The 18,676-nt window shown below is 66.3% G+C and carries 22 protein-coding genes; 8 read left to right on the top strand and 14 right to left on the bottom strand.

Features of this window, described 5'->3' with window-relative positions:
• Positions 1 to 114: 114 nt before the first annotated feature.
• From BWQ93_RS02880 to BWQ93_RS21045, 4 genes are read left to right on the top strand one after another with little or no spacing between them, the layout of a single operon-like run.
• Positions 115 to 633 (top strand): helix-turn-helix transcriptional regulator, encoded by a 519-nt coding sequence (locus BWQ93_RS02880; RefSeq protein ID WP_077029198.1) that lies wholly within the window; start codon positions 115 to 117, stop codon positions 631 to 633.
• Between the two features lie 58 nt (positions 634 to 691).
• Complete coding sequence (locus tag BWQ93_RS02875) at positions 692 to 1,021, top strand: hypothetical protein (protein WP_077029197.1); 330 nt, start codon at positions 692 to 694, stop codon at positions 1,019 to 1,021.
• Positions 1,022 to 1,062: 41 nt separating this feature from the next.
• Complete coding sequence (locus BWQ93_RS21050) at positions 1,063 to 1,551, top strand: hypothetical protein (RefSeq protein WP_077029196.1); 489 nt, start codon at positions 1,063 to 1,065, stop codon at positions 1,549 to 1,551.
• The gene (locus tag BWQ93_RS21045) at positions 1,500 to 2,471 is read left to right on the top strand and encodes a JAB domain-containing protein (protein ID WP_198040458.1); all 972 of its coding nucleotides are present in this window, start codon (positions 1,500 to 1,502) and stop codon (positions 2,469 to 2,471) included. Before BWQ93_RS21050 ends, BWQ93_RS21045 begins: the two co-directional genes overlap by 52 nt.
• On the opposite strand, the gene BWQ93_RS02855 is transcribed toward BWQ93_RS21045, so the two are convergent.
• From BWQ93_RS02855 to BWQ93_RS21040, 13 genes are all read right to left on the bottom strand, one after another.
• Positions 2,447 to 2,878 (bottom strand): CopG family transcriptional regulator, encoded by a 432-nt coding sequence (locus BWQ93_RS02855; protein WP_077029195.1) that lies wholly within the window; start codon positions 2,876 to 2,878, stop codon positions 2,447 to 2,449. The genes BWQ93_RS21045 and BWQ93_RS02855 overlap by 25 nt on opposite strands.
• Positions 2,875 to 4,866 carry a conjugal transfer protein TraG gene (locus BWQ93_RS02850; RefSeq protein ID WP_077029194.1) on the bottom strand — a complete coding sequence of 664 codons (1,992 nt, stop codon included), beginning with the start codon at positions 4,864 to 4,866 and terminating at the stop codon, positions 2,875 to 2,877. Before BWQ93_RS02850 ends, BWQ93_RS02855 begins: the two co-directional genes overlap by 4 nt.
• Positions 4,867 to 4,884: 18 nt before the next feature.
• On the bottom strand, positions 4,885 to 6,627 hold the full coding sequence (locus tag BWQ93_RS02845; RefSeq protein ID WP_077029193.1) for a relaxase/mobilization nuclease domain-containing protein: 1,743 nt from the start codon (positions 6,625 to 6,627) through the stop codon (positions 4,885 to 4,887).
• Positions 6,628 to 6,849: 222 nt separating this feature from the next.
• Positions 6,850 to 7,578: a lytic transglycosylase domain-containing protein gene (locus BWQ93_RS02840; protein ID WP_083720564.1), complete on the bottom strand. Its 729-nt coding sequence runs from the start codon at positions 7,576 to 7,578 to the stop codon at positions 6,850 to 6,852.
• A gap of 3 nt (positions 7,579 to 7,581) precedes the next feature.
• Positions 7,582 to 7,914 (bottom strand): DUF736 domain-containing protein, encoded by a 333-nt coding sequence (locus tag BWQ93_RS02835; RefSeq protein ID WP_077029192.1) that lies wholly within the window; start codon positions 7,912 to 7,914, stop codon positions 7,582 to 7,584.
• Positions 7,911 to 8,501 (bottom strand): S26 family signal peptidase, encoded by a 591-nt coding sequence (locus tag BWQ93_RS02830; RefSeq protein ID WP_077029191.1) that lies wholly within the window; start codon positions 8,499 to 8,501, stop codon positions 7,911 to 7,913. The genes BWQ93_RS02835 and BWQ93_RS02830 overlap by 4 nt, the downstream gene beginning before the upstream one ends.
• Positions 8,498 to 9,004 (bottom strand): DUF2840 domain-containing protein, encoded by a 507-nt coding sequence (locus BWQ93_RS02825; RefSeq protein ID WP_077032168.1) that lies wholly within the window; start codon positions 9,002 to 9,004, stop codon positions 8,498 to 8,500. The genes BWQ93_RS02830 and BWQ93_RS02825 overlap by 4 nt, the downstream gene beginning before the upstream one ends.
• Positions 9,005 to 9,039: 35 nt before the next feature.
• Positions 9,040 to 9,291 (bottom strand): helix-turn-helix transcriptional regulator, encoded by a 252-nt coding sequence (locus BWQ93_RS02820; protein ID WP_054727809.1) that lies wholly within the window; start codon positions 9,289 to 9,291, stop codon positions 9,040 to 9,042.
• Positions 9,292 to 9,408: 117 nt separating this feature from the next.
• Positions 9,409 to 10,074, bottom strand: a complete 666-nt coding sequence (locus BWQ93_RS02815) for a DNA -binding domain-containing protein (protein ID WP_083720562.1) — start codon at positions 10,072 to 10,074, stop codon at positions 9,409 to 9,411.
• Positions 9,980 to 10,189 (bottom strand): transcriptional regulator domain-containing protein, encoded by a 210-nt coding sequence (locus tag BWQ93_RS21225; protein WP_077029190.1) that lies wholly within the window; start codon positions 10,187 to 10,189, stop codon positions 9,980 to 9,982. Before BWQ93_RS21225 ends, BWQ93_RS02815 begins: the two co-directional genes overlap by 95 nt.
• Positions 10,190 to 10,373: 184 nt before the next feature.
• Entirely contained in the window at positions 10,374 to 10,691 is a 318-nt protein-coding gene (locus tag BWQ93_RS02805; RefSeq protein WP_077029189.1) for a DUF736 domain-containing protein, read from the bottom strand.
• Between the two features lie 314 nt (positions 10,692 to 11,005).
• Positions 11,006 to 11,440: a hypothetical protein gene (locus BWQ93_RS02800; RefSeq protein WP_077032166.1), complete on the bottom strand. Its 435-nt coding sequence runs from the start codon at positions 11,438 to 11,440 to the stop codon at positions 11,006 to 11,008.
• A gap of 126 nt (positions 11,441 to 11,566) precedes the next feature.
• Entirely contained in the window at positions 11,567 to 11,731 is a 165-nt protein-coding gene (locus tag BWQ93_RS21040) for a hypothetical protein (protein ID WP_198040457.1), read from the bottom strand.
• 318 nt (positions 11,732 to 12,049) lie between these two features.
• On the opposite strand from BWQ93_RS21040, the gene BWQ93_RS20635 reads away from it, so the two are divergent.
• Positions 12,050 to 12,202: a hypothetical protein gene (locus BWQ93_RS20635; protein ID WP_156878112.1), complete on the top strand. Its 153-nt coding sequence runs from the start codon at positions 12,050 to 12,052 to the stop codon at positions 12,200 to 12,202.
• A 53-nt stretch (positions 12,203 to 12,255) separates the two neighbouring features.
• On the opposite strand, the gene BWQ93_RS02795 is transcribed toward BWQ93_RS20635, so the two are convergent.
• Entirely contained in the window at positions 12,256 to 12,582 is a 327-nt protein-coding gene (locus BWQ93_RS02795; RefSeq protein WP_056350326.1) for a DUF736 domain-containing protein, read from the bottom strand.
• A 463-nt stretch (positions 12,583 to 13,045) separates the two neighbouring features.
• Here BWQ93_RS02795 and BWQ93_RS02790 point away from each other — a divergent pair, with 463 nt between their 5' ends.
• From BWQ93_RS02790 to BWQ93_RS02780, 3 genes are all read left to right on the top strand, one after another.
• Positions 13,046 to 13,777, top strand: coding sequence for an ImuA family protein (locus BWQ93_RS02790; RefSeq protein ID WP_077029188.1), 732 nt, complete (start codon positions 13,046 to 13,048; stop codon positions 13,775 to 13,777).
• Positions 13,698 to 15,245 carry a DUF6504 family protein gene (locus tag BWQ93_RS02785; protein WP_077029187.1) on the top strand — a complete coding sequence of 516 codons (1,548 nt, stop codon included), beginning with the start codon at positions 13,698 to 13,700 and terminating at the stop codon, positions 15,243 to 15,245. The genes BWQ93_RS02790 and BWQ93_RS02785 overlap by 80 nt, the downstream gene beginning before the upstream one ends.
• A 97-nt stretch (positions 15,246 to 15,342) precedes the next feature.
• The gene (locus BWQ93_RS02780) at positions 15,343 to 18,663 is read left to right on the top strand and encodes an error-prone DNA polymerase (RefSeq protein WP_077029186.1); all 3,321 of its coding nucleotides are present in this window, start codon (positions 15,343 to 15,345) and stop codon (positions 18,661 to 18,663) included.
• Positions 18,664 to 18,676: the final 13 nt, after the last annotated feature.

The raw sequence follows: 18,676 nt of genomic DNA, 5'->3' as shown, positions 1-18,676 counted from the left end.
CATCGGAAAGAATGACTAGCCATTGCCTATGCAGCCGGCCCGGTCTGCAGCCATCTTACCGCGACTCACTCCGATGACGCTTGCGCGCGGCGCTATTTCGACAATCATGTAAACATGAATGATTCGGGGTCGCACCCACTTGACGACGAAGCTCGATGGAACCGCCTGACAGAGAAGCAGCGCGCGTGCCTTGACCTGCTCATCGAGCACAAGACCTCGAAAGAGATCGCTCGGCTTCTCGATATTTCGAAGCACACCGTCGATCAGCGGTTGAATCTGGCGCGCGACACACTTGGCGCGCAGGACCGGAACGAGTCCGCCTTCATCTACCGTCAGATGAAGGAGAAATACGACCGAGTGACATACGACGCGGTGGAGGTTCCGGCGACGCCGGCATTGGTGCGATCCGAGTTTCCGGACGGCGGCTCGCCCAACCTCATGGAACTGCACGACAGTTCGGCGTTGCGGGGCGGGTCATCGGGAATTCGCCCGCCGTTCAGAGGTCTTTTCAAGCGCGATCATAATTCGGCAAACCGGCTTTGGATCTATCTCGCCGGACTTGCCGCTGCGGTCTGGATTGTCCTGGGTGGTCTCGGCGTTGCCCAAGCGCTGAACCAGCTGATCCAGAACTGACCTCTCTTCAAATCGGTCCAATTGGCTGAGGCTCTGCGGCTTCGGCGAAGGAGAACCTATGTCTCAGAATATTGCCGCAATGGCGGCCCGGCTGCATCGCGACGTTCCAAACGCCGAAGGAAGTATCGACGACGCCCTGATCGCCGTGGCTTCGCTCACGACCAGCGTCGTTATGGCACGGCGAGCGATCGGCGCGCCGGCGAAGACCGGCCAAGGAACGATCATGCGCCTGGTCGAGGCGCAGATGTCGCTCGTCAAGGTCAGCGGCAGCATTCTTCGTGCGCACAATGAACTGGCCGAGATCGGCAAGGAAACGGCCGGCTACGATCTGCGCGAATGCCCGTCCGTTGCCGGCACGGAGGTCGGTCCGCTTTCGTCGGCTGCATGAAGCGAATTGACCGAGAGCGATCCGCATGAAAAGTCACGAGAATGCGCATAGCCATTTTCGCCACGATACTGCTGATCGCTCTCGTCTATGCGGCGTGGAAGGGGGGCGGCCCGGAGCGAGCGATGGTCGGGATAGCCGTTACCATTGTGGTCTGGGATCGCTTGTTGGTCGCTTCAGGGCTGGTCTCATATTATGCGCTCGATATTGGATATCTCGCGCAAGACGCATTCGGCGCTCTCTCGACGCTAGCCTTGGCGATGATCGCGTACCGCTTCTGGACCATTCCCGCGGCGATCCTTCATGCTTTACCACTGCTCGCCCATCTGAGCCGAGCCGTGGACCTCTCCATCAGTCCTGTCGTGTATCTGACGATGCAGGTCGCATCGTCCTGGCTGGTACCACCCCTGCTCATCCTTGCAACCTGGCATCACCAGCGTCGCCTGAAGCAGTTCGGCAGCGATCCGTCCTGGCACATCTCGTGGAAATCGCAGCCCCGGGACGCGGCGCAGCAGTCGCCAACGCTCTCCTAGACGAATTCCAGTCGCTCGGCCGCCTGTGGGCACAAGAGCCCGAGGCCATAGCGAGGATCGTCGGCAGCAATTCGCCAGTGGCGTCCCTGATCCTTCATGCCCGCGACGCCGCAATCGCGGCGGCGAGTTCCGACATCCGCGGAATTCGCATCGATCCGTTCGCAGCTGAGGTCAGACAGTATCTGATCCTGTCGATGGGCAGCCTTGCCGACGAGCGCTTCCGCATCCTTTTTCTGGATTCTTCGCACCGCCTGATCGCCGACGAAGAGATGCAGCGCGGGACGATTTCCCAGATCAGCCTCTATCCGCGAACCATCTTTCGCCGTGCGCTCGAGGTGAACGCCGCCGCGATCATCCTCGTGCACAATCATCCGAGCGGCGATCCCAACCCAAGCGCGGAAGATATCGAGGTGACGCGGCGCCTCGACCAGATAGGCCGTTCGCTCGGGATCGAGGTGCTCGACCATATCGTCGTCACCGCCGCCTACACACATCACCTCATCAATCGGGATCCGACGGCCAATCGGGATCCAGCAGCGCCTTTCACGCTCCGCAGCCCCGACAACCAGCAGACCTCGGACGACGAGGACTTGGCGCTCGCCAATGCCCGAGCAATGATGCGGAGACGGCTGCTTCGCCAGCAATTACTCGGCGCGCCCGAACTCTTCGGCGATCCGGCCTGGGAGATGTTGGTCGACCTCTTCATCCACGAATGCGAGCGAAAGCCCATCTCGGTAACCTCGCTATGCGTCACACCCAGCATTCCCATGAGCAGCGCCATTCGCCTCTGCCAGAAGCTTTGCGACGCCAACCTCATCCGGCGAAAGCCTGACCTCTACGATGGTCGCCGCGTCTTCGTCGAGCTCAACCCCGACGTGTCCCACCGCCTCCGCGCCTATTTCCTCGCCGGGTCCGATTGAGCTTCGCCGCGGCTCAATTCTGCCGCCAGCTTGGCGCCACCATCCATCCGCTTCGCGAGTGCATCGACAAATCCCTCCCACCGCCGCTTGCCGGTCGCCTGCGCCGCAGCGAGCGCGGCGTCGGGAAGCGGTGTCGTGCTGTTAAGCCAGTGCCGCACAAAGAGCGCCAGCGTCTCGTTGGTGAGGTCGGTATGCCATTCGAGGCGTTCCAAGAGCCGGCCCAAGCGGTCGAGGCGCCGGATCAGCAAGGCCTCGGCACGGTCCTGATCTTGGGGCAGCAACAAGGCGGTAAGCGCGGCCTCCACGACCTCGGTCTTGGTGGTGCCGCGCTGGCGGGCCCGATCTTCCACGCTTCGCACGAGGCCAGCGTCGAGGCGGAACGTCTGCTTGATATGGGCGCGGCTCACAGGTCGATCCCGTCACCGGGATCGAGCGAGGCATTGCGCGCCGCGCGCGACAGGCGGCGATCGGCAGCGGCGCGGGCGCGGGCTGCGTCGCCCTGTGCGTCGTCGTCGGCATAGTCGAACTCGCCCTGCACAGGACGGCTTGGCGGCGCGACATCTTCATGTTCCGGAAGCTGGGGTTCCTGCCGGATCCCGCTATTCGCAGTGTCGCTCTCGCTGTCGTGCTCCTTCGCTTCAGGCGCGGGCAGCGCGAGACGAGCCGGAGCGGGCGCAGCTTCTTCTCTCCGCGCCCAGTCATGAGGCTTCATCGGTCCGGCCTTCCGATCGGGCGGCGCAATGATCCGAGCACGAAACCGGGCGTCGAGAAAATATCGCGCCTTCCTCGCCCGGATCGGCGCAAGACCCGCGACCATCACGATCTCGTCGTCGGGCGGAAGCTGCATCACCTCGCCGGGCGTGAGCAATGCGCGGGCCGTCTCGGTACGCGATATCATCAGGTGACCGAGCCAGGGCGAGAGCCGGTGGCCGGCATAATTCTTCATCGCTCGCTGTTCGGTGGCGGTCCCGAGTGCGTCCGATATGCGCTTGGCGGTTCGCTCGTCGTTCGTCGCGAAACTGACGCGGACATGGCAATTGTCGAGGATCGCGTTGTTCTGGCCATAAGCCTTCTCGATCTGGTTAAGCGACTGCGCAATCAGGAAAGCCTTGATGCCGTATCCGGCCATGAAGGCCAGCGCGCTTTCGAAGAAATCGAGCCGCCCGAGCGCCGGGAATTCGTCGAGCATCAGCAATAGCCGGCGCGGCCGCGCCGCGGGGTTGAGCTCCTCGGTAAGGCGCCTTCCGATCTGATTGAGGATGAGGCGGATCAGCGGCTTGGTTCGACTGATGTCTCCCGGCGGTACGACGAGATAGAGCGAGACCGGGACATCATCCTCCATGAGGTCGGCGATCCGCCATTCGGACGATCCGGTGACGGCGGCGATGACCGGGTCGCGGTAGAGGCCGAGAAAGGACATGGCGGTCGAGAGCACGCCCGACCGCTCATTCTCGCTCTTGTTGAGCAACTCCTGTGCCGCTGCAGCCACCACCGGGTGAACCGATGTACCGAGGTGCTTCGTCGTCTTCATGCGCCGCAGCGTCGTCTCGATCGGGCGGCGCGGGTCCGACAAGAAAGCGGCGACGCCCGCGAGCGTCTTGTCCTCTTCGGCATAAAGGACATGAAGGATCGCACCGACGAGGAGTGCGTGGCTCGTCTTCTCCCAATGGTTTCTTTTTTCGAGGCTGCCCTCGGGATCGACGAGCACATCGGCGACATTCTGCACGTCGCGCACCTCCCACTCGCCGCGGCGGACCTCGAAGAGCGGATTATAGGCGGCCGACGCCTTGTTGGTCGGATCGAAGAGCAGCACGCGGCCATGCTTCGCCCGAAAGCCTGCCGTGAGCTCCCAATTCTCGCCCTTGATGTCATGGACGATGCAGCTACCGGGCCATGTGAGCAGCGTGGGGATGACGAGACCGACGCCCTTCCCCGACCTAGTCGGCGCGAAACAGAGCAGATGCTCGGCGCCATCATGGCGCAGATAGCGTTTGCCAAGCCGCCCGATGATCACCCCGTCCTCGCCGAGCATGCCGGCGGCGCGAACCTCGCGGTCGCTCGCCCAGCGCGCTGAGCCATAAGTCTCGGCGCGGCGCCGCTCGCGGGCGCGCCAGATCGACATGAAGATCGCGACGATGATCGACAGGAAGCCGCCCGACGCCGCGATTGCCGCGCCGCGATAGAAGACCGGCGGCGCATAGGCATCGAAGGCGAACCACCACCAGAAGAAGGCCGGCGGGGGATAGACGGGATAGCCCGATAGGCGGAACCAGGGATCGCCGAGCGCCGCTTGATAGCCAAGCTCCCATGCCGTCCACTGCGTCGCGGTCCATACCGCGCCGAGGACGATCAGGAAGATGACGGTGATTTGTCCCCAGAGGATGCGGTCGTTCATGGGCTTTCTCCTGTCCGGTCAGATGCCGATCCCGCGGCCGCGGCCGAGTGACCAGTCGATGCCGCCGGTCGCTGTCGCGGTACCGCTGATATGCTTTCCGAGGTGCGGCTCGAGCGCTGGCCGCCAGGGCACGAGCTGGAAGCCGAGCCCGTCGTCGATCATCGCGAAGCGTCCCGAGGCGAGCAGCACGCGCTCGCGGTAGATACCGCTCACATGCTCGCCCGGTGCCGATGGCCGATGCTCGAGTCCGGTCCGCGCCGCGATCGCGTCGACGGCCGCGTCCAGCTCGCTGCGGCGGAGTGTCTCGATCCGCTCCCGGGATGACCGGCGCTCCAAACCGCGCGGCAACAATTCCTCGCGCTCGAGAAAGGCGGTGCGCGCCTTCATCGCATCCCGGACCTCGCGGCCGAACCCTTGCGAGCGCATCGACCGGTCGGGCGCAGCAAGCTGCCGATCGAGCCAGGTCGCGCCGCGGGCCTCCACCTGCTCGCCGAGCGGGAGGTCCGAGCGAACCGCGAGCGAGATGTGGCGGGCGCCGTCGCGGCCGTCCCAGTGCCTCAGCTCGACGATTGCGCCAGGCTTTGCGTCGCCAGTCCACTCGAGGTCTGGAAAGCGGATATGGTGGGTTCGGCCATCCACCCCGTCGACGATCGCGTAGGCGGAGCCCGCGAGTTCGTCGTCGAGCCCGCGTGCGACGAGGCGGCCGATGACTGCCCGTTCGCCCTGTTCGCCGATTGCCAGGGCCGAAGGATCGAATGCGATCCCGCGCGCCGACATCTCGCGGTGCATGGTCTTGATGATATCGCCGCGTTCCCCGATGGCGCGAAGCCGCTCCTCGGCCGCCGGATCGATGAGATATTGGGCGGGGCCGATGCGCGAGGCGAGCCCCAGCGCTTCGAGCTTCGCGACGCGCCCCAGCAGGTGCTGGTTGGTTCCCGCCTCGCGCCCCGCGACCGGACGGAGGTCGACGATTTCATTCTCGCGCGATCGCCGCGCGAGTTCGGCGTCGAGGCTGGTCCAGCGCTCGGCCTCGACTTCGCGGTGCAGCGCCGCATCGACCTGAAGCTCGCTCCTGGGGCCAAGCTCCAAGGTCGCGATCTCCGACGCTCGGCCGCGCACACCCTCTGCCATATAGCCCCGGTCGACGACGAGATCAGTGCCATCGGGCGCGACCCCGCGCAGCAGGACATGGATGTGCGGATTGTCGGTATTCCAATGATCGACCGCGACCCAGTCGAGGCGCGTCTCGAGATCGATCTCGAGCTGGCGCATCAGGTCGCGCGTGTAGCCGCGCAGGTCTCCAAGCTCGGCCGCATCCTCGGGACTGACGATAAAGCGGAAGTGGTGACGATCGCCGCCGCAGCGCTCAGCGAAGGCTCCGCGATCGGCCTCATCGCCGGCGGCATCGAACATCGAGGCGTCGCGTCCGTCGTGGGTCACGCCGTCGCGTTCGAGATAGGCTATGTGACGTCCGAGCGGAGCGGCGCGAAACCCCGCCCCGCGATGCCGGACGATCCGCGCCATCACGGTGACACGGCGCATCGCCGCGCCGCGCCGGATGACCGCAAGCGCCCGGCGACCACGCCCGTGGCGGCCGGTCCCGCCGCGCGGAGGCCCGGCGCGCCGGAGCCGCGTGGCGCCGGAACGCGCGGCCGCGCGCCGCACTTCCGCCGCGAGCCGCTTGCCGCGGGCAGCAGAACCCGCCCCCGCGTCTCTCCCCCGTCCCGGCCTGATCCGGAAATCATTGTCGTCACCGCTCATCGACTGCGTGCCAGACGGCAAGCCGTTGAAAGGAAGACATATCCCGCATCAAAGATGGCGCGGCGGGCGACGTGCCATACGCAAAAGCCGAGACAAGCCAACCGCATACCGCCAGCGAGCTGGCCGGTCTTTTATCTTGCCATGCCCCCTTCTCCTCCCAGCCGAGCCAAAACCCCCGAGCCAACAGGTCCCGGCAAGCCATCGAAGGCGAGGCGCGATGGGTCATTGGTCGCGGCCGGAAAGCGGAACGAAGAGCGCCGCAGGCGCGCGAGGTGATGCACCTTCCGCTGCATTTGCGCTGCGCCCGGATTGCAGCGGAGTTGCACCGGGCTGCGCAGCCGCATCGTCGCCGGAGCGTTCGGTGAACAACGATGCGCTGCGCCAGGACGGTGCCGTCGGTGTCGGCGCGGGGGCGAGCGAAGCGATGCCCGATGCGCCGATCGCCGGAGCAATCGCGGCAACATAAGCGATGGTCTCGGCGGGAAGTCGGCGCCGTCCGGCCACATAGGCGTCGGCGCGGCCGGGACCCGCATTATAGGCGGCGAGCATGAGCGAGACGACGCCATATCGGTCCCACATCATGCGCAGATAGGCTGCACCCGCATGGATGTTCGCGCGCGTATCGAAGGGGTCTGAGCCCAGCCCATATCGCGCAGTCAGCATGGCCCAGGTCGCGGGCATGATCTGCATCAATCCCATCGCCCCCGCGTGCGACACGGCGCGCGATCGGCCGCGGCTCTCCACATGCATGACGCGCCATATCCATGCCTCGGGAATGGCGAACCGCTGCGAAGCCTCGCTCACATGCGGTGCATAAGGTTGAGCGGCAGGCGCGGCGGTGGCAGCATCGCGCGCTGCCGCCGGAACGGCAGGCAGCGCCGCGGGCGCCAGCAAGGCGGCAGCGGCGATGCGCATGGCGCGGAAGCGCGCCGAGCGAGCCGAAGGCCGCATCGCTCAGCCCTTCGCCTGCGGTGCCGGGCGCGACCACAGAAGATGATATTCATCCTCGTTTCGCGTGGAGCGAATGAGATTGGCGCGAAGCGGTGCCGGCAAGGCCGGGTCGTCGATCTGCAGCGCGATATAGGAACCGGCGCGCTCGCCGCTCCGGTCCCAGCCCGCTCTGATCTCGACGCCATCGTCGGCCTCGACTAGCAGCACCCGCCAGCCCGGCGCATTTTCCGCGTCGGACGGCGCAGCCGGAACGATCGCGATCATCGCGTCGAGCAGGAGGGTCCGGATCGATCCTGCGTAGCCCTCGCCTGCGGTTTGAAAGCTTCCGATCATCATGATGTCTGTTCCTCGTCCGGCAAGTTGGTGGAATGCCGCGCGCCGATCCGGCGCCAGCGAAGCGGCGCGCCGGAAGCGTCGCGGGTGAAAATGGGATGCGCGGTGCCGATGACGGCGGACGCCGGCAGCGGCCCGAAATATCGACCGTCGAGGCTGTCGGGAGACAGGCCGAGGACGAACAGCTCGCCGCGCTCCAGCCGGCGGCAGCCGAGCCAGAGCGGCAGCGTTCGTCCCATACGGTCGGCCGATCGCGCGCGCGCCGCAGGCGCGCCGTCGATCGTGACGAAGACGCCGCTGCGGCAGACGAGCGCGCCGTGCGTTGCGGCGACGCGCTTCAGAAGCGGCACACCGCGCGGCAGATAGCCGCGCTTCGAAAGCCAGGTGGAGAGCGGCGCGGGCGGCGCAATGGCGACGAGGTCGCCGCGCGCAGGCTTGGCGCCGACGTCGATGGCGTAGAGCCCCACCGGCACGCTCGCGCTCGCGTTCCATATGAGCCGCGGCTGCGGCGCGAGGATCGCGGCCGCGCCGAACAGCCCGCAAAAGAACGCGCCGCAGGCCGCGGTCGCGCGGAGCCACCGCCGGTTCATGGCCGGGCCTCGCCGCGGCGCAGCCACGCGGTATGGCGTTCGGCCGAGTAGGAGCGGAACGGCAGCGCGGCGGCGAGCCGCTGCCCGATATGGCGCCAGTGATCGGGCGACACGTCGCACACATCGACGCCCGAGGCCTCGATCATGTCGATCTCGCGGCACACCGCGCGGATCAGTTCGGGGTCGGAAAGGCTGAGGAGAATTTCCCCTCCCGGTCGAACACCCGGATGGGTACCAAAGGGCGCACCGGGCGCGACTGACCTGATGATGGCAAGGCTCCAGAACACGTATCCGAGATCGTTCACGGTGCAGCCGATCAGCCCGAAGCTCGCCCCCGGTCGGAAAGATGCGATGCGCTTGTGCGGACCGCCGGACCGCTCGGCGGCAACCCGCCCGAAGCGGAGCTGCTGTTCGAGACGGCCCTCGATCCAGGTCAGCTCGACGTCGGTCAGGCCGCTTGCGGGCAACCGGAAGCCGACAGGCGGAGGGGGGGCCGCCGGCATGGGCGACGGCAAAGCCGAGGCCATTCGCGGGCGCATCAGCGGCGACCCGGGCGCAGCGGCGAAATATCGCCAACGCCGGGATCCGACGTCGATGTCTTGCGTCCGATCGCCGCCCAGGCGTCGAGATCGGCGATTGCATAGACAACGCGGCCGCCAAGCTTGTGATAGCGCGGCCCGGTCCCGTAGCAGCGATGCTTCTCGAGCGTTGCCGCCGAGAGGCTCAAATGGACGGCTGCTTCCGGCGTCCTCAGATAGCGGGCGACAACGGGCGTGGGACGATCGGACAATGGGGCCTCCTGCCAAGGACCGGAACCCGGATCAGGGTTCAGGAACGAGGAGGCGTTCTTGGAAAATCAAGCGGAGGATTCGGAACGGACAAAGCGAAGGGCGTCGGAATGTCCCGATCAGGCTGCGCCGAGCAGCGCGTTGAACCCGCCGTCGCGCATGGCAACGGCGGCGCGCTGCCAGCGCGCAATGCGGCGACGTTCGCTCGATGCGTCCCATTCGGCGGCGGAATAGTCGCGCGCCTCGGCGAGCAGCAGCGCCGCCGCCATGTCGCGGGCCGATGCGCCCTCGGCCATGGCGTCGAGAAGGCGAAGCCATTGGACGAGGCGCCAGTGCTCGGTCGCGCCCGGGACGCTGTCCGGCGCGGGACGAGCGCCACCCGTATCGAGGAGTTCACGGTGCAGCGCCATGATCAGCGAGGCACGGAGGCCGGCCTGCGCATCGGCGGGTGTGAGATACGCCAGCCGCTCGTTCGCGCGGCAGCGCCGGATCAGCAGACGATAGCGCCGTCCGCCGGCGAGCAGGACGACATGCCAGTCGCGGTACGAGAGAAGCTCGGCGGCAATCTCGGGTCCGTCGACAATCTCGGCGAGGCGCAGCGCGGCAAAGCCCTTGGGCGCCGGCCGTGCGATCGTGACGAAGGCGCAGGTCTGCGGCCGCCACAGGGCGGGTGCGGCCGCGGCCGGAAGATCAGGATCGAAGGCGAAAGACCAACCCCCAGCGGCTGGCGAGCCGCCGAAAGAGCCGCGTGCGGTCGGCGCCCGGCGCCGCCGCGGCGGCGGCATAGGCGCCGCGATAGGCGGGGCTTCGCCGCAGGAATTCCTGCGCGAAGTCCGCGCGATCATATCGCTCGAATATTTTCGGAAAATATGGCGACTGCCATCCGACTGCCTGATCCATTCGCACCTCCGACCCGTTTGAGGAGAATAAACCGCCGCGTTCAGCCAATACTGCCTCGCCCATGGCGGCGTGGTTACCGGCGCATACATCATGGACTTAGCGCAAAAATATCCGAGCTACGCACGCTAAAGCCCTCAAATTGGATATAACATCGCCCGGCCGAAGCCGGGCGATGGGTGCCGGATCAATTGTCGTTGCGGCGATTCTGACGGCTCCAGACCAGGTCATATTCGCCCTCTTCGCCAGCGAAGAGCTGCGCGAAGATCGGGGCGATGAAGCTCGGGTCGTCGAGCTTGACCGAAAGATAGGGACGCTTGTCCTGGCTCGTCTTCGACCAGGCTGCGCCGACCTCGGCGTCGCCGACGAACACGCGGTGGCTCGGGGCGTTGCCGCTGTGGTTCCGCTCGGGGACAATGCGGACCGATCTGGCCTGCACCGAAAGCGTGACGATCTCGCCCTGATATTCACCCGAGACGAGTTTGAAGCTGCCGATCTTGCTCATGACGATGTCCTTTGCTGCATGTCGGGCCGCACCAGCGCGGCCTCGATGCGCATCGACCGCCGGCAAGGGAGCGCGCCGCAGCCGCCGGGCCCGCAGCGAAGCGGAGGACGGCGGGCAAAGAGTTTCTTGGCTCGCGAGGAACGGCGGAACGCCGGGGGAAGAAAGTCGCAGGCCCCCCGTTGCGGCCAGCGATCCAGCGTCAGCGGCTTGCCGGCAGATGGCGCAGATCGGAGGCCGGGCTGGTGCGGGGATGCTGCGAGGCTTCGACGCGAGTTCGGGTATTTGAGCGGACCCGGTTTGATAAGAGATCAGGCTCAAGCTCTGCCGATCGCTCCGTCGCGCGTGCGATGCCTCTCGGCTGTCCCGAGTCCCCGCCAGGCTGCAACGGCTGCCGCGAGAGCGCCCGCAAATCCGAGCACCTCAAGCGCATATCCTCCGCCGATCGCGAGCCCGGCCAGCCCCTTCGCGGCCTGATAACCGGCAAAGCCGGCGGGACCGGCAAATACTGCCGCGACGATCGCGCGATAGAAGGGCGGCAGGACAGCGCAAAGTGCCCGTCCGGCAAAGAGAATGAGAGCCCCCACCAGCAATCCCGCCGCGATCGAGGCCGGATAGCCGAAGTCGCGGCCGATGAGGTAAATCGAAATGCCGATGCCGGCGTAAAGCGGAAGTGCCACCGCAGCCAGGCGAAACATCAGCATGGCGATATAGATGGCGGCCGCGCCGCCAAGGAGGAAGATGAAGGTCACGGGCGTCCTCCTGTCGGACGCGCTCTCCACCACCACCACAGCGCAATCTGCCCGGCGAGCATAGCGAAATCGCCCCGAAGGTGAAACCGGAACCGGGTCCACCCTGGAGCGAAATCCCGCGCGATATCAGCGGCTGAACGGGTCATATTCGCAGACGATGCAAGCGGGATCGCCGTCGAACTCGTCGAGCGGCATGACCGAATATCCGGCCGATGTTTCGATCAGGACGATGATGGTCATCATCGTGCGGGCGAGATTCCAGCCGAGCGATTGGGCGGTGGTAAGCGACATGTCGGAGCTCCTGCATCGGGAGCGGGACCATTCCCGCTCGACAGTCGCCCCGCCGGACGGGGACAGGCCGCAGTCACCGCGGCAAAGCCGCGGCCCAAGCTTGCGCAGGGACCCTGAAAGGGTTGACTGTAGGAGGCCGGGCCTCGGCCAAGGGAATAGCGGCAATCGAGAGCGGGACTGGTGCCGCGGCGGCAGTAGCCGTGCCGTGCCCCTCCTCCCGGTTGCCGTTGAAATATGGCGATGGGTGCCCGATGATGAGGCGGACCGATGTTGCCGCACAGGCTTGTTTCGCGCTGCTCGACTGGAAAGGCCGACCCGATGGATGACAATTTGCGCCAGGTGCTCAGCTCGCTCGTCCGCATCCGCGATGAAGGCAACCTGGTCGACCGCGCCAGCGATAAAGGCGGCTATATGTCGCAGGAGCTCGAGGATATTCTCGACGCGATAGAGGCCGCGCTCGACAAAGCGTGATGCGAACATGCGAATGCGGCCCCGCCCGAAGGCGGGGCCGCGATGCTGTCCGGTCAGTTGCCGGGGGCGTTCCAGATCAGCACCTTCTTCGAGGGATCGTCGCCCGGCGCGTTCGCGACGTTGCAGAAAATCTCGCCGAGTTCGGGGGCGGAGAGCGACACCGAGATATATTCGGCGCCGGTCGAGCGGGCGGTCTTCACCCAGCCGCCGCCGAGTTCGAATCCGTTCCGCCGGCTGACGACGCGAAAATCGGGCTCGCTTTCCTTCATCTTGCGGCCGTTCGGGACGATTGCGATCGGCACGGTGACCATCAGGGTCGCGAGCGTGCCTTCATAGCTGCCGTCGTCCTTGAGGGTCAGATTTCCGATGGTGGTACCCATGTTCAGTCTCCTTTGATGCTCGGGGACCATCCCCGATGGCGCCAGAAGGAGGGGCCGTGAGCCGCCGTCACCGAGCGCATGCGAGGGCGAACCCCCGCAGGGGGTTGACGGCATTAGGCGAGCCGAGCCCCGCAATCAGGCAGCCAATGAGGGAAAGGTCCCATGCAACGGGAGCCGATGGGTTTCAGCGGAAATCATGACTCAGGATGCGAAAGCCGGGCTCACGGCTGCCCGGCCCACCCCCGCTCCACACCCCGTCCCCTAGTCCCGGCGTAATGCCCCGCACCTTCGATCTGTCGCACCGCCGGCTCGTATCTCCGCCCCGCGGCACCCCCCGGCACCCTCGCTTTCCGGCTTTTCATCCACAGCGATGATATCGCTTCGCCGCAGCGCGCCTTGACGAAGAGCAGGCAATGAGAACAAAGAAGGAACATAAGGCCAGCTTACCGAGTTATCCGCACCTATGCGCCAGTCCGCCATCCTTGAAGAAATTCGCGCCAAAATCGCGCAAATCGAAGGCGTGGGCGCACGCCATGACGTCATCCCGTTCGGGATCGATGATCTCGACTCGCGGATTCCCGCGCGCGGAATCGCCACCGGCGCGCTCCACGAGCTCGCCGGCAGTCCCGAACTGGCCGACGATGCGAGCGCCACGATCTTCCTCGCCGGCATCCTCGCCAGGAGCGACGGCCCGGTTTTCTGGTGCCTGCGCTGGCGTGATCTCTTCGCCCCCGCGCTCCATCTTGCCGGGCTCCATCCCGACCGGCTGATTCATGTCGAAGCGGGCAGCGACACCAACGTCCTCCTCGCGATGGAGGAATGCCTCCGCCATCCGGGACTCGCCGGGGTCGTCGGCGAGGTCAAGAAATACAGCACCACCGCTTCGAAGCGGCTGCAGCTCGCCGCCGAGGCCTCGGGGGTCCCCGCCTTCATCTTCCGCCGCGCCTGCAAGGCCGGCGAGCCTGCCGAAGGCAGCGCCGCCGTGACCCGCTGGCGCATCACCGCGAGTCCGACCGAGGATCTCGGCATCCCCGCGATCGGACGCGCGCGCTGGCGCGTCGCGCTCGAGCGCGCGCGCGGCGGCAATCCGCACAACTGGATCGTGGAGGGCTGCGATGCGACGGGTCGTATCGCTCTTCCTGCCGCACTGGTCGACCGACCGGCTGCGCAGGAAGATGCGCAAGCCGCAGCCTGACGGCAGCGTCCCGCCCCGCCCGCTCGTTACCGCGATTCCCGACCATGGCCGGCGTATCGTCGCGGCGACGTGCCGCGAGGCGCGGATACTTGGCATCCAGACAGGCATGACGATCACGAAAGCGCGGGCTTTCGCGCCCGAGCTCGATGTCGTCGACGGCGAGCCCGAAGCCGATCTCGACGGGCTGCGGCGCCTCGCCCTCTGGGCAGGCGCGCGTTATTCGCCGATTGTCGCGCCCGATCCGCCCGACGGGCTCTGGCTCGACATTACCGGCTGCGCGGCTATCTTCAGCAGCGAGCGAGCCTTGCTCAAGGATCTTCACCGCCGCGTCGCAGCCTTCGGTCTCAGCCTGCAAATTGCGGTCGCGGACACGGCCGGCTGCGCGCATGCGACCGCGCGCCATGTTCCCGCCGGGCGGCCCGTCACGGTTGAACCCGGAGCGCATCGCAAGGCGATCGCGCTCCTTCCCGTCGCAGCGCTCCGCCTGCCGTCCGCCGATGTCGAAGGCCTGCGCAAACTCGGCTTCGAGCGGATCGAGCAGCTGATCGGAAGTCCCCGCGGTCCGCTCGCGAAACGGTTCGGGCGCGAACTGCATCGCCGGCTCGACCAGGCACTCGGCACGCTGCCAGAGCCGATCGAACCGCTCTTCCCCGAAGAGCTGCCGCAGGCCAGGCGCGGCTTCATGGAGCCGCTCGCGACGGCGGATGCCTTGGCGCAGGTGATCGGCGACCTTGCGCACGATATCGCAGGCCAACTCACCCGCGCCGGAACGGGTGCGCGGCGCCTCGACTGCTATTTCCACCGCGTCGATGGGCAGACCCAGGCCATCCGCGTCGGAACCGCCTCCCCCTCGCGCGATCCCAGGCATCTTGCAAAACTGCTCGCCGCGCGGATCGAGAGCGTCGATCCCGGTCTCGGGATCGAGGCGATGACGCTGGTCGCGGCGCTCGCCGAGCGGCAGCAAGGGAGCCAGGCCGACGCGCTCGAAAATATCGGACGGCGCGGCCCCGATCTTCCCGCGCTCGTCGACACGCTCGTCAACCGCTTCGGGCAGCGGGCGCTCCAGCGCGCGGCGCCGCGACCGAGCGCAATGCCCGAGCGCTCGGTCGCCGCCCTCCCCGCGCTCGCGCCCGGGACAGGCGAGAGCTGGAGCGACTGGCCGCGCCCCTCGCGTATGCTCGCGCGGCCCGAACCGGTCGATGTCGTCGCCTTGCTTCCCGATGATGCGCCGCGCCTCTTCATCTGGCGCCGCAAACGCTACCGGGTCACGCAGGGCGACGGACCCGAGCGACTGCAGGGCGAATGGTGGCGCGAGGGCGGGATTGAAGGCGAAACCCACCTCACCGTCCGCGACTATTATCAGGTCGAGACCGAGACGGGCGGCCGTTACTGGCTCTTCCGCCTCGGCGACGGGGTCAATCCGGCCACCGGCTCCATGCGCTGGTTTATTCACGGAGCATTCGCTTGAGAATGCGACAGGCATCAAATCGCATTCGCTTGAGAATGCGGCCGGCATCAAATCGCATTCGCTTGAGAGTGCGGCCGCTCAATAGCGGCGCCTTAGCATGACCGATGAAGGACCGGCCTATGTCGAGCTGCAGGTCACGACGCATTTCAGCTTCCTGCGCGGCGCCTCCTCGCCCGAGGAGCTCTTCACCGCCGCTGCAATGCTCGGCCTACCCGCGCTCGGCGTCGCCGACCGGCACAGCGTCGCCGGGATCGTGCGCGCGTGGGACGCCGAAAAGGTTACCGGGGTCCGCGCGCTCACCGGCACGCGCCTCGATCTTGCCGACGGCACCGCCCTTCTCGTCTATCCGACCGACAAGCTGGCCTATGGCCGGATGTGCCGGCTGCTCAGCATCGGCAAGACGCGCGCCGGCAAGGGCTCCTGCCATCTCGACTGGCCCGATCTCGAGGACTGGACCGAAGGCCTGCTTGCAATCCTGCTTCCCGACCGCGCCGATGGCGCAGCCGAGGCGGCGATCGCTCGCGCAAGGCGCATCTTCGACGATCGCCTCTATCTCGCCCTCACGATCCGGCGCCGCCCCGGCGATGCGATCAGGCTGCGTGATCTCGCAGCATTGGCCGCCAAAGCGAAAGTGCCGACGCTCGCAACCGGCGACGTCCTTTATCATATGCCCGACCGACGCCTGCTGCAGGATGTCGTCACCTGCATCCGCGAGAAATGCACGATCGACGAGCTTGGCGATCGCCGTGAACGCTTCGCCGACCGCCACATCAAGACGGCGGCCGAGATGGAACGCCTGTTTCTCCGCTACCTCAAGGATAGTTCGCCGGTCGCGCGCACGGTCGATTTCGCGAAGCGTTGCAACTTCAGTCTCGAAGAGCTGCGCTATCAATATCCCGACGAGATTCAGGCTCCCGGACGCACGCCGCAGGAGGAGCTAGAGCGACTGACATGGGAAAAGGCCCCGCTCCGCTACCCCGAAGGCGTCAGCCCGGCGGTCCGTACCCAGCTCGAGCATGAACTCAGATTGATCGGCGAACTCGATTACGCACCCTATTTCCTGACGGTGCACTCGATCGTCGCAGAAGCACGTCGCCGGGAGATCCTCTGTCAGGGCCGAGGCAGCGCGGCGAACAGCGCGGTCTGTTACGTCCTCGGTATCACCTCGATCGATCCGGTGCGGTCCGAACTCCTGTTCGAGCGATTTGTCAGCGCCGAGCGCCGGGAGCCGCCCGATATCGATGTCGACTTCGAGCATGAGCGGCGCGAGGAAATTATCCAGTGGATTTACGAAACTTATGGCCGGACCCGCAGCGCACTGACCGCGGTTGTCACGCGTTACCGCTCGCGCGGCGCCGTCCGCGAAGTCGGCAAGGCGCTCGGGCTTAGCGAAGACATCACCGCGGGGCTCGCCGGCGCGGTCTGGGGCTATAGCCGCGAGGGCGTCGAGGAAAAGCATGCCGAAGCCCTGAACCTCGATCTCGGGGACAAGCGCCTCGCGCTGACGCTCGAGCTGGCGCGCACGCTCATCAACACGCCCCGCCACCTTTCGCAGCACCCGGGCGGATTCGTGCTGACGCGCGACCGGCTCGACGAACTCGTGCCGATCGAGCCCGCCGCGATGGAAGACCGGCAGGTCATCGAATGGGACAAGGACGACATCGACGCCCTCGGTTTCATGAAAGTCGACATCCTTGCTTTGGGGATGCTGAGCTGCATGCGCCGCGCTTTCGAATTCCTGCAGGATCACAAGGGACTGAAGCACGATCTTTCCACCATTCCCGCGGAAGATCCCGCGACCTACGCGATGATCCGCAAGGCCGACACGCTCGGCGTATTCCAGATCGAGAGCCGCGCGCAGATGGCCTCGATCCCGCTCATGGCGCCGCGCACCTTCTACGATCTCGTCATTCAGGTCGCGATCGTCCGGCCGGGCCCGATCCAGGGCGACATGGTCCATCCCTATCGCCGCCGCCGAAACGGACAGGAGGAGGTCACGTATCCGACCCCCGAGCTACGGCGCGTGCTCGAGAAGACGCTGGGCGTCCCGCTCTTCCAGGAGCAGGCGATGCGCGTCGCGATCGAATGCGCCGGCTTCACGCCGAGCGAGGCCGATCTCCTCCGCCGTGCGATGGCGACCTTCAAGCTCACCGGCGGGGTCAGCCATTTCCGCGACAAGCTGATCGATGGCATGGTCGGCCGCGGCTACGACCGCGAGTTTGCCGAAAAGACCTTCAAGCAGATCGAGGGCTTCGGCTCCTACGGATTTCCCGAGAGCCATGCCGCGAGTTTCGCGCTCATCGCCTATGCCTCGTCGTGGATGAAATGCCATCATCCCGACGCATTCTGCGCCGCGCTGCTCAACGCCCAGCCGATGGGCTTTTACGCGCCCGCGCAGATCGTCCGCGATGCCCGCAATCATGGCGTCGAGATCAGGCCCATCGATGTCAATCACAGCCGCTGGGACTGCACGCTCGAAGAGACTGCCAACGGCAAATATCATGCGGTGCGTCTGGGCCTGCGCATGGTCCGCGGCCTCGCCAACGAAGATGGCGCCGCGATCGCCGCGGCCCGTGCCGGCGTACCCTATAGCAGCGCCGAGGAAATCCAGCGCCGCGCACGCGTCGGGCGCGGAGCGCTCGACCGGATCGGCGATGCGGACGGCTTCGCCTCGCTTGGAAGCTCGCGCCGGGAAGGGTTGTGGGAGGTGAAGGGCTTGGGACCTGCCGCCCTTCCCCTCTTCCAGGCTGCCGACGAACGCGCCGGACGGCTCCAGCGCGAAGCGCTGGAACCAGCGGCGCTGCTCGCGCCGATGGGCGAAGGCGCCGAGGTCGTCGAGGACTACAGAGCCTCCGGTCTCTCCCTGAGAGCCCATCCGCTTGCCTTCCTCCGCGACGAGCTTCGCGCGCGAAAGATCATTACTTGCCGGGAGCTTCAAGGCATCAAGGACGGCCGCTGGGTCAACCTCGCCGGGGTCGTCCTCGTCCGCCAGAAGCCGGGCTCGGCGAAGGGCGTCATGTTCATCACCCTCGAAGACGAGACCGAGGTCGCGAACCTCGTCGTGTGGACCAATGTCTTCGAGAAATATCGCCGCGTTGTCCTTGGCGCCGCGATGATGGGTGTGCGCGGTCAGGTTCAGCGCGAGGGCGAGGTCATCCATATCGTCGCGCAAAGGCTCGACGACCTCTCCCCGCTGCTCGCGAGTGTCGGGCAACGCAAGGATATTGCCGATATCTACAGGGTCGGCCGCGCCGACGTCGTCAAGAGCCCCGTCGGCCCCGACCCGCGCGATCCGGAAACGAAGCCGCTCGGACGCAATCCGCGCGACATCTATATTCCCGACCTCCGCCTTGGGTCGGGTATCATTCCCGGCCAACCCACCGAAGGCGTCAAGATCAAACCTCGGGATTTCCGTTAGCTTTCAAATGGCA

It is taken from the genome of Sphingopyxis sp. QXT-31 (genome assembly GCF_001984035.1).
Classification (GTDB): domain Bacteria; phylum Pseudomonadota; class Alphaproteobacteria; order Sphingomonadales; family Sphingomonadaceae; genus Sphingopyxis.
The sequence above is the reverse complement of the archived record's forward strand: the minus strand, read 5'-3'. Positions and strand labels throughout refer to the sequence as shown.

Bases quoted from the DNA above. Each gene is read 5' to 3' on its own strand.
- BWQ93_RS02880 (WP_077029198.1), top strand. From the start codon at position 115: ATGAATGATTCGGGGTCGCACCCACTTGACGACGAAGCTCGATGGAAC.
- BWQ93_RS02875 (WP_077029197.1), top strand. From the start codon at position 692: ATGTCTCAGAATATTGCCGCAATGGCGGCCCGGCTGCATCGCGACGTT.
- BWQ93_RS21050 (WP_077029196.1), top strand. From the start codon at position 1,063: ATGCGCATAGCCATTTTCGCCACGATACTGCTGATCGCTCTCGTCTAT.
- BWQ93_RS02850 (WP_077029194.1), bottom strand. From the start codon at position 4,866: ATGAACGACCGCATCCTCTGGGGACAAATCACCGTCATCTTCCTGATC.
- BWQ93_RS02845 (WP_077029193.1), bottom strand. From the start codon at position 6,627: ATGAGCGGTGACGACAATGATTTCCGGATCAGGCCGGGACGGGGGAGA.
- BWQ93_RS02840 (WP_083720564.1), bottom strand. From the start codon at position 7,578: ATGCGGCCTTCGGCTCGCTCGGCGCGCTTCCGCGCCATGCGCATCGCC.
- BWQ93_RS02835 (WP_077029192.1), bottom strand. From the start codon at position 7,914: ATGATGATCGGAAGCTTTCAAACCGCAGGCGAGGGCTACGCAGGATCG.
- BWQ93_RS02830 (WP_077029191.1), bottom strand. From the start codon at position 8,501: ATGAACCGGCGGTGGCTCCGCGCGACCGCGGCCTGCGGCGCGTTCTTT.
- BWQ93_RS02825 (WP_077032168.1), bottom strand. From the start codon at position 9,004: ATGCCGGCGGCCCCCCCTCCGCCTGTCGGCTTCCGGTTGCCCGCAAGC.
- BWQ93_RS02815 (WP_083720562.1), bottom strand. From the start codon at position 10,074: ATGCCGCCGCCGCGGCGGCGCCGGGCGCCGACCGCACGCGGCTCTTTC.
- BWQ93_RS21225 (WP_077029190.1), bottom strand. From the start codon at position 10,189: ATGGATCAGGCAGTCGGATGGCAGTCGCCATATTTTCCGAAAATATTC.
- BWQ93_RS02805 (WP_077029189.1), bottom strand. From the start codon at position 10,691: ATGAGCAAGATCGGCAGCTTCAAACTCGTCTCGGGTGAATATCAGGGC.
- BWQ93_RS21040 (WP_198040457.1), bottom strand. From the start codon at position 11,731: ATGTCGCTTACCACCGCCCAATCGCTCGGCTGGAATCTCGCCCGCACG.
- BWQ93_RS20635 (WP_156878112.1), top strand. From the start codon at position 12,050: ATGGATGACAATTTGCGCCAGGTGCTCAGCTCGCTCGTCCGCATCCGC.
- BWQ93_RS02795 (WP_056350326.1), bottom strand. From the start codon at position 12,582: ATGGGTACCACCATCGGAAATCTGACCCTCAAGGACGACGGCAGCTAT.
- BWQ93_RS02790 (WP_077029188.1), top strand. From the start codon at position 13,046: ATGCGCCAGTCCGCCATCCTTGAAGAAATTCGCGCCAAAATCGCGCAA.
- BWQ93_RS02785 (WP_077029187.1), top strand. From the start codon at position 13,698: ATGCGACGGGTCGTATCGCTCTTCCTGCCGCACTGGTCGACCGACCGG.
- BWQ93_RS02780 (WP_077029186.1), top strand. From the start codon at position 15,343: ATGACCGATGAAGGACCGGCCTATGTCGAGCTGCAGGTCACGACGCAT.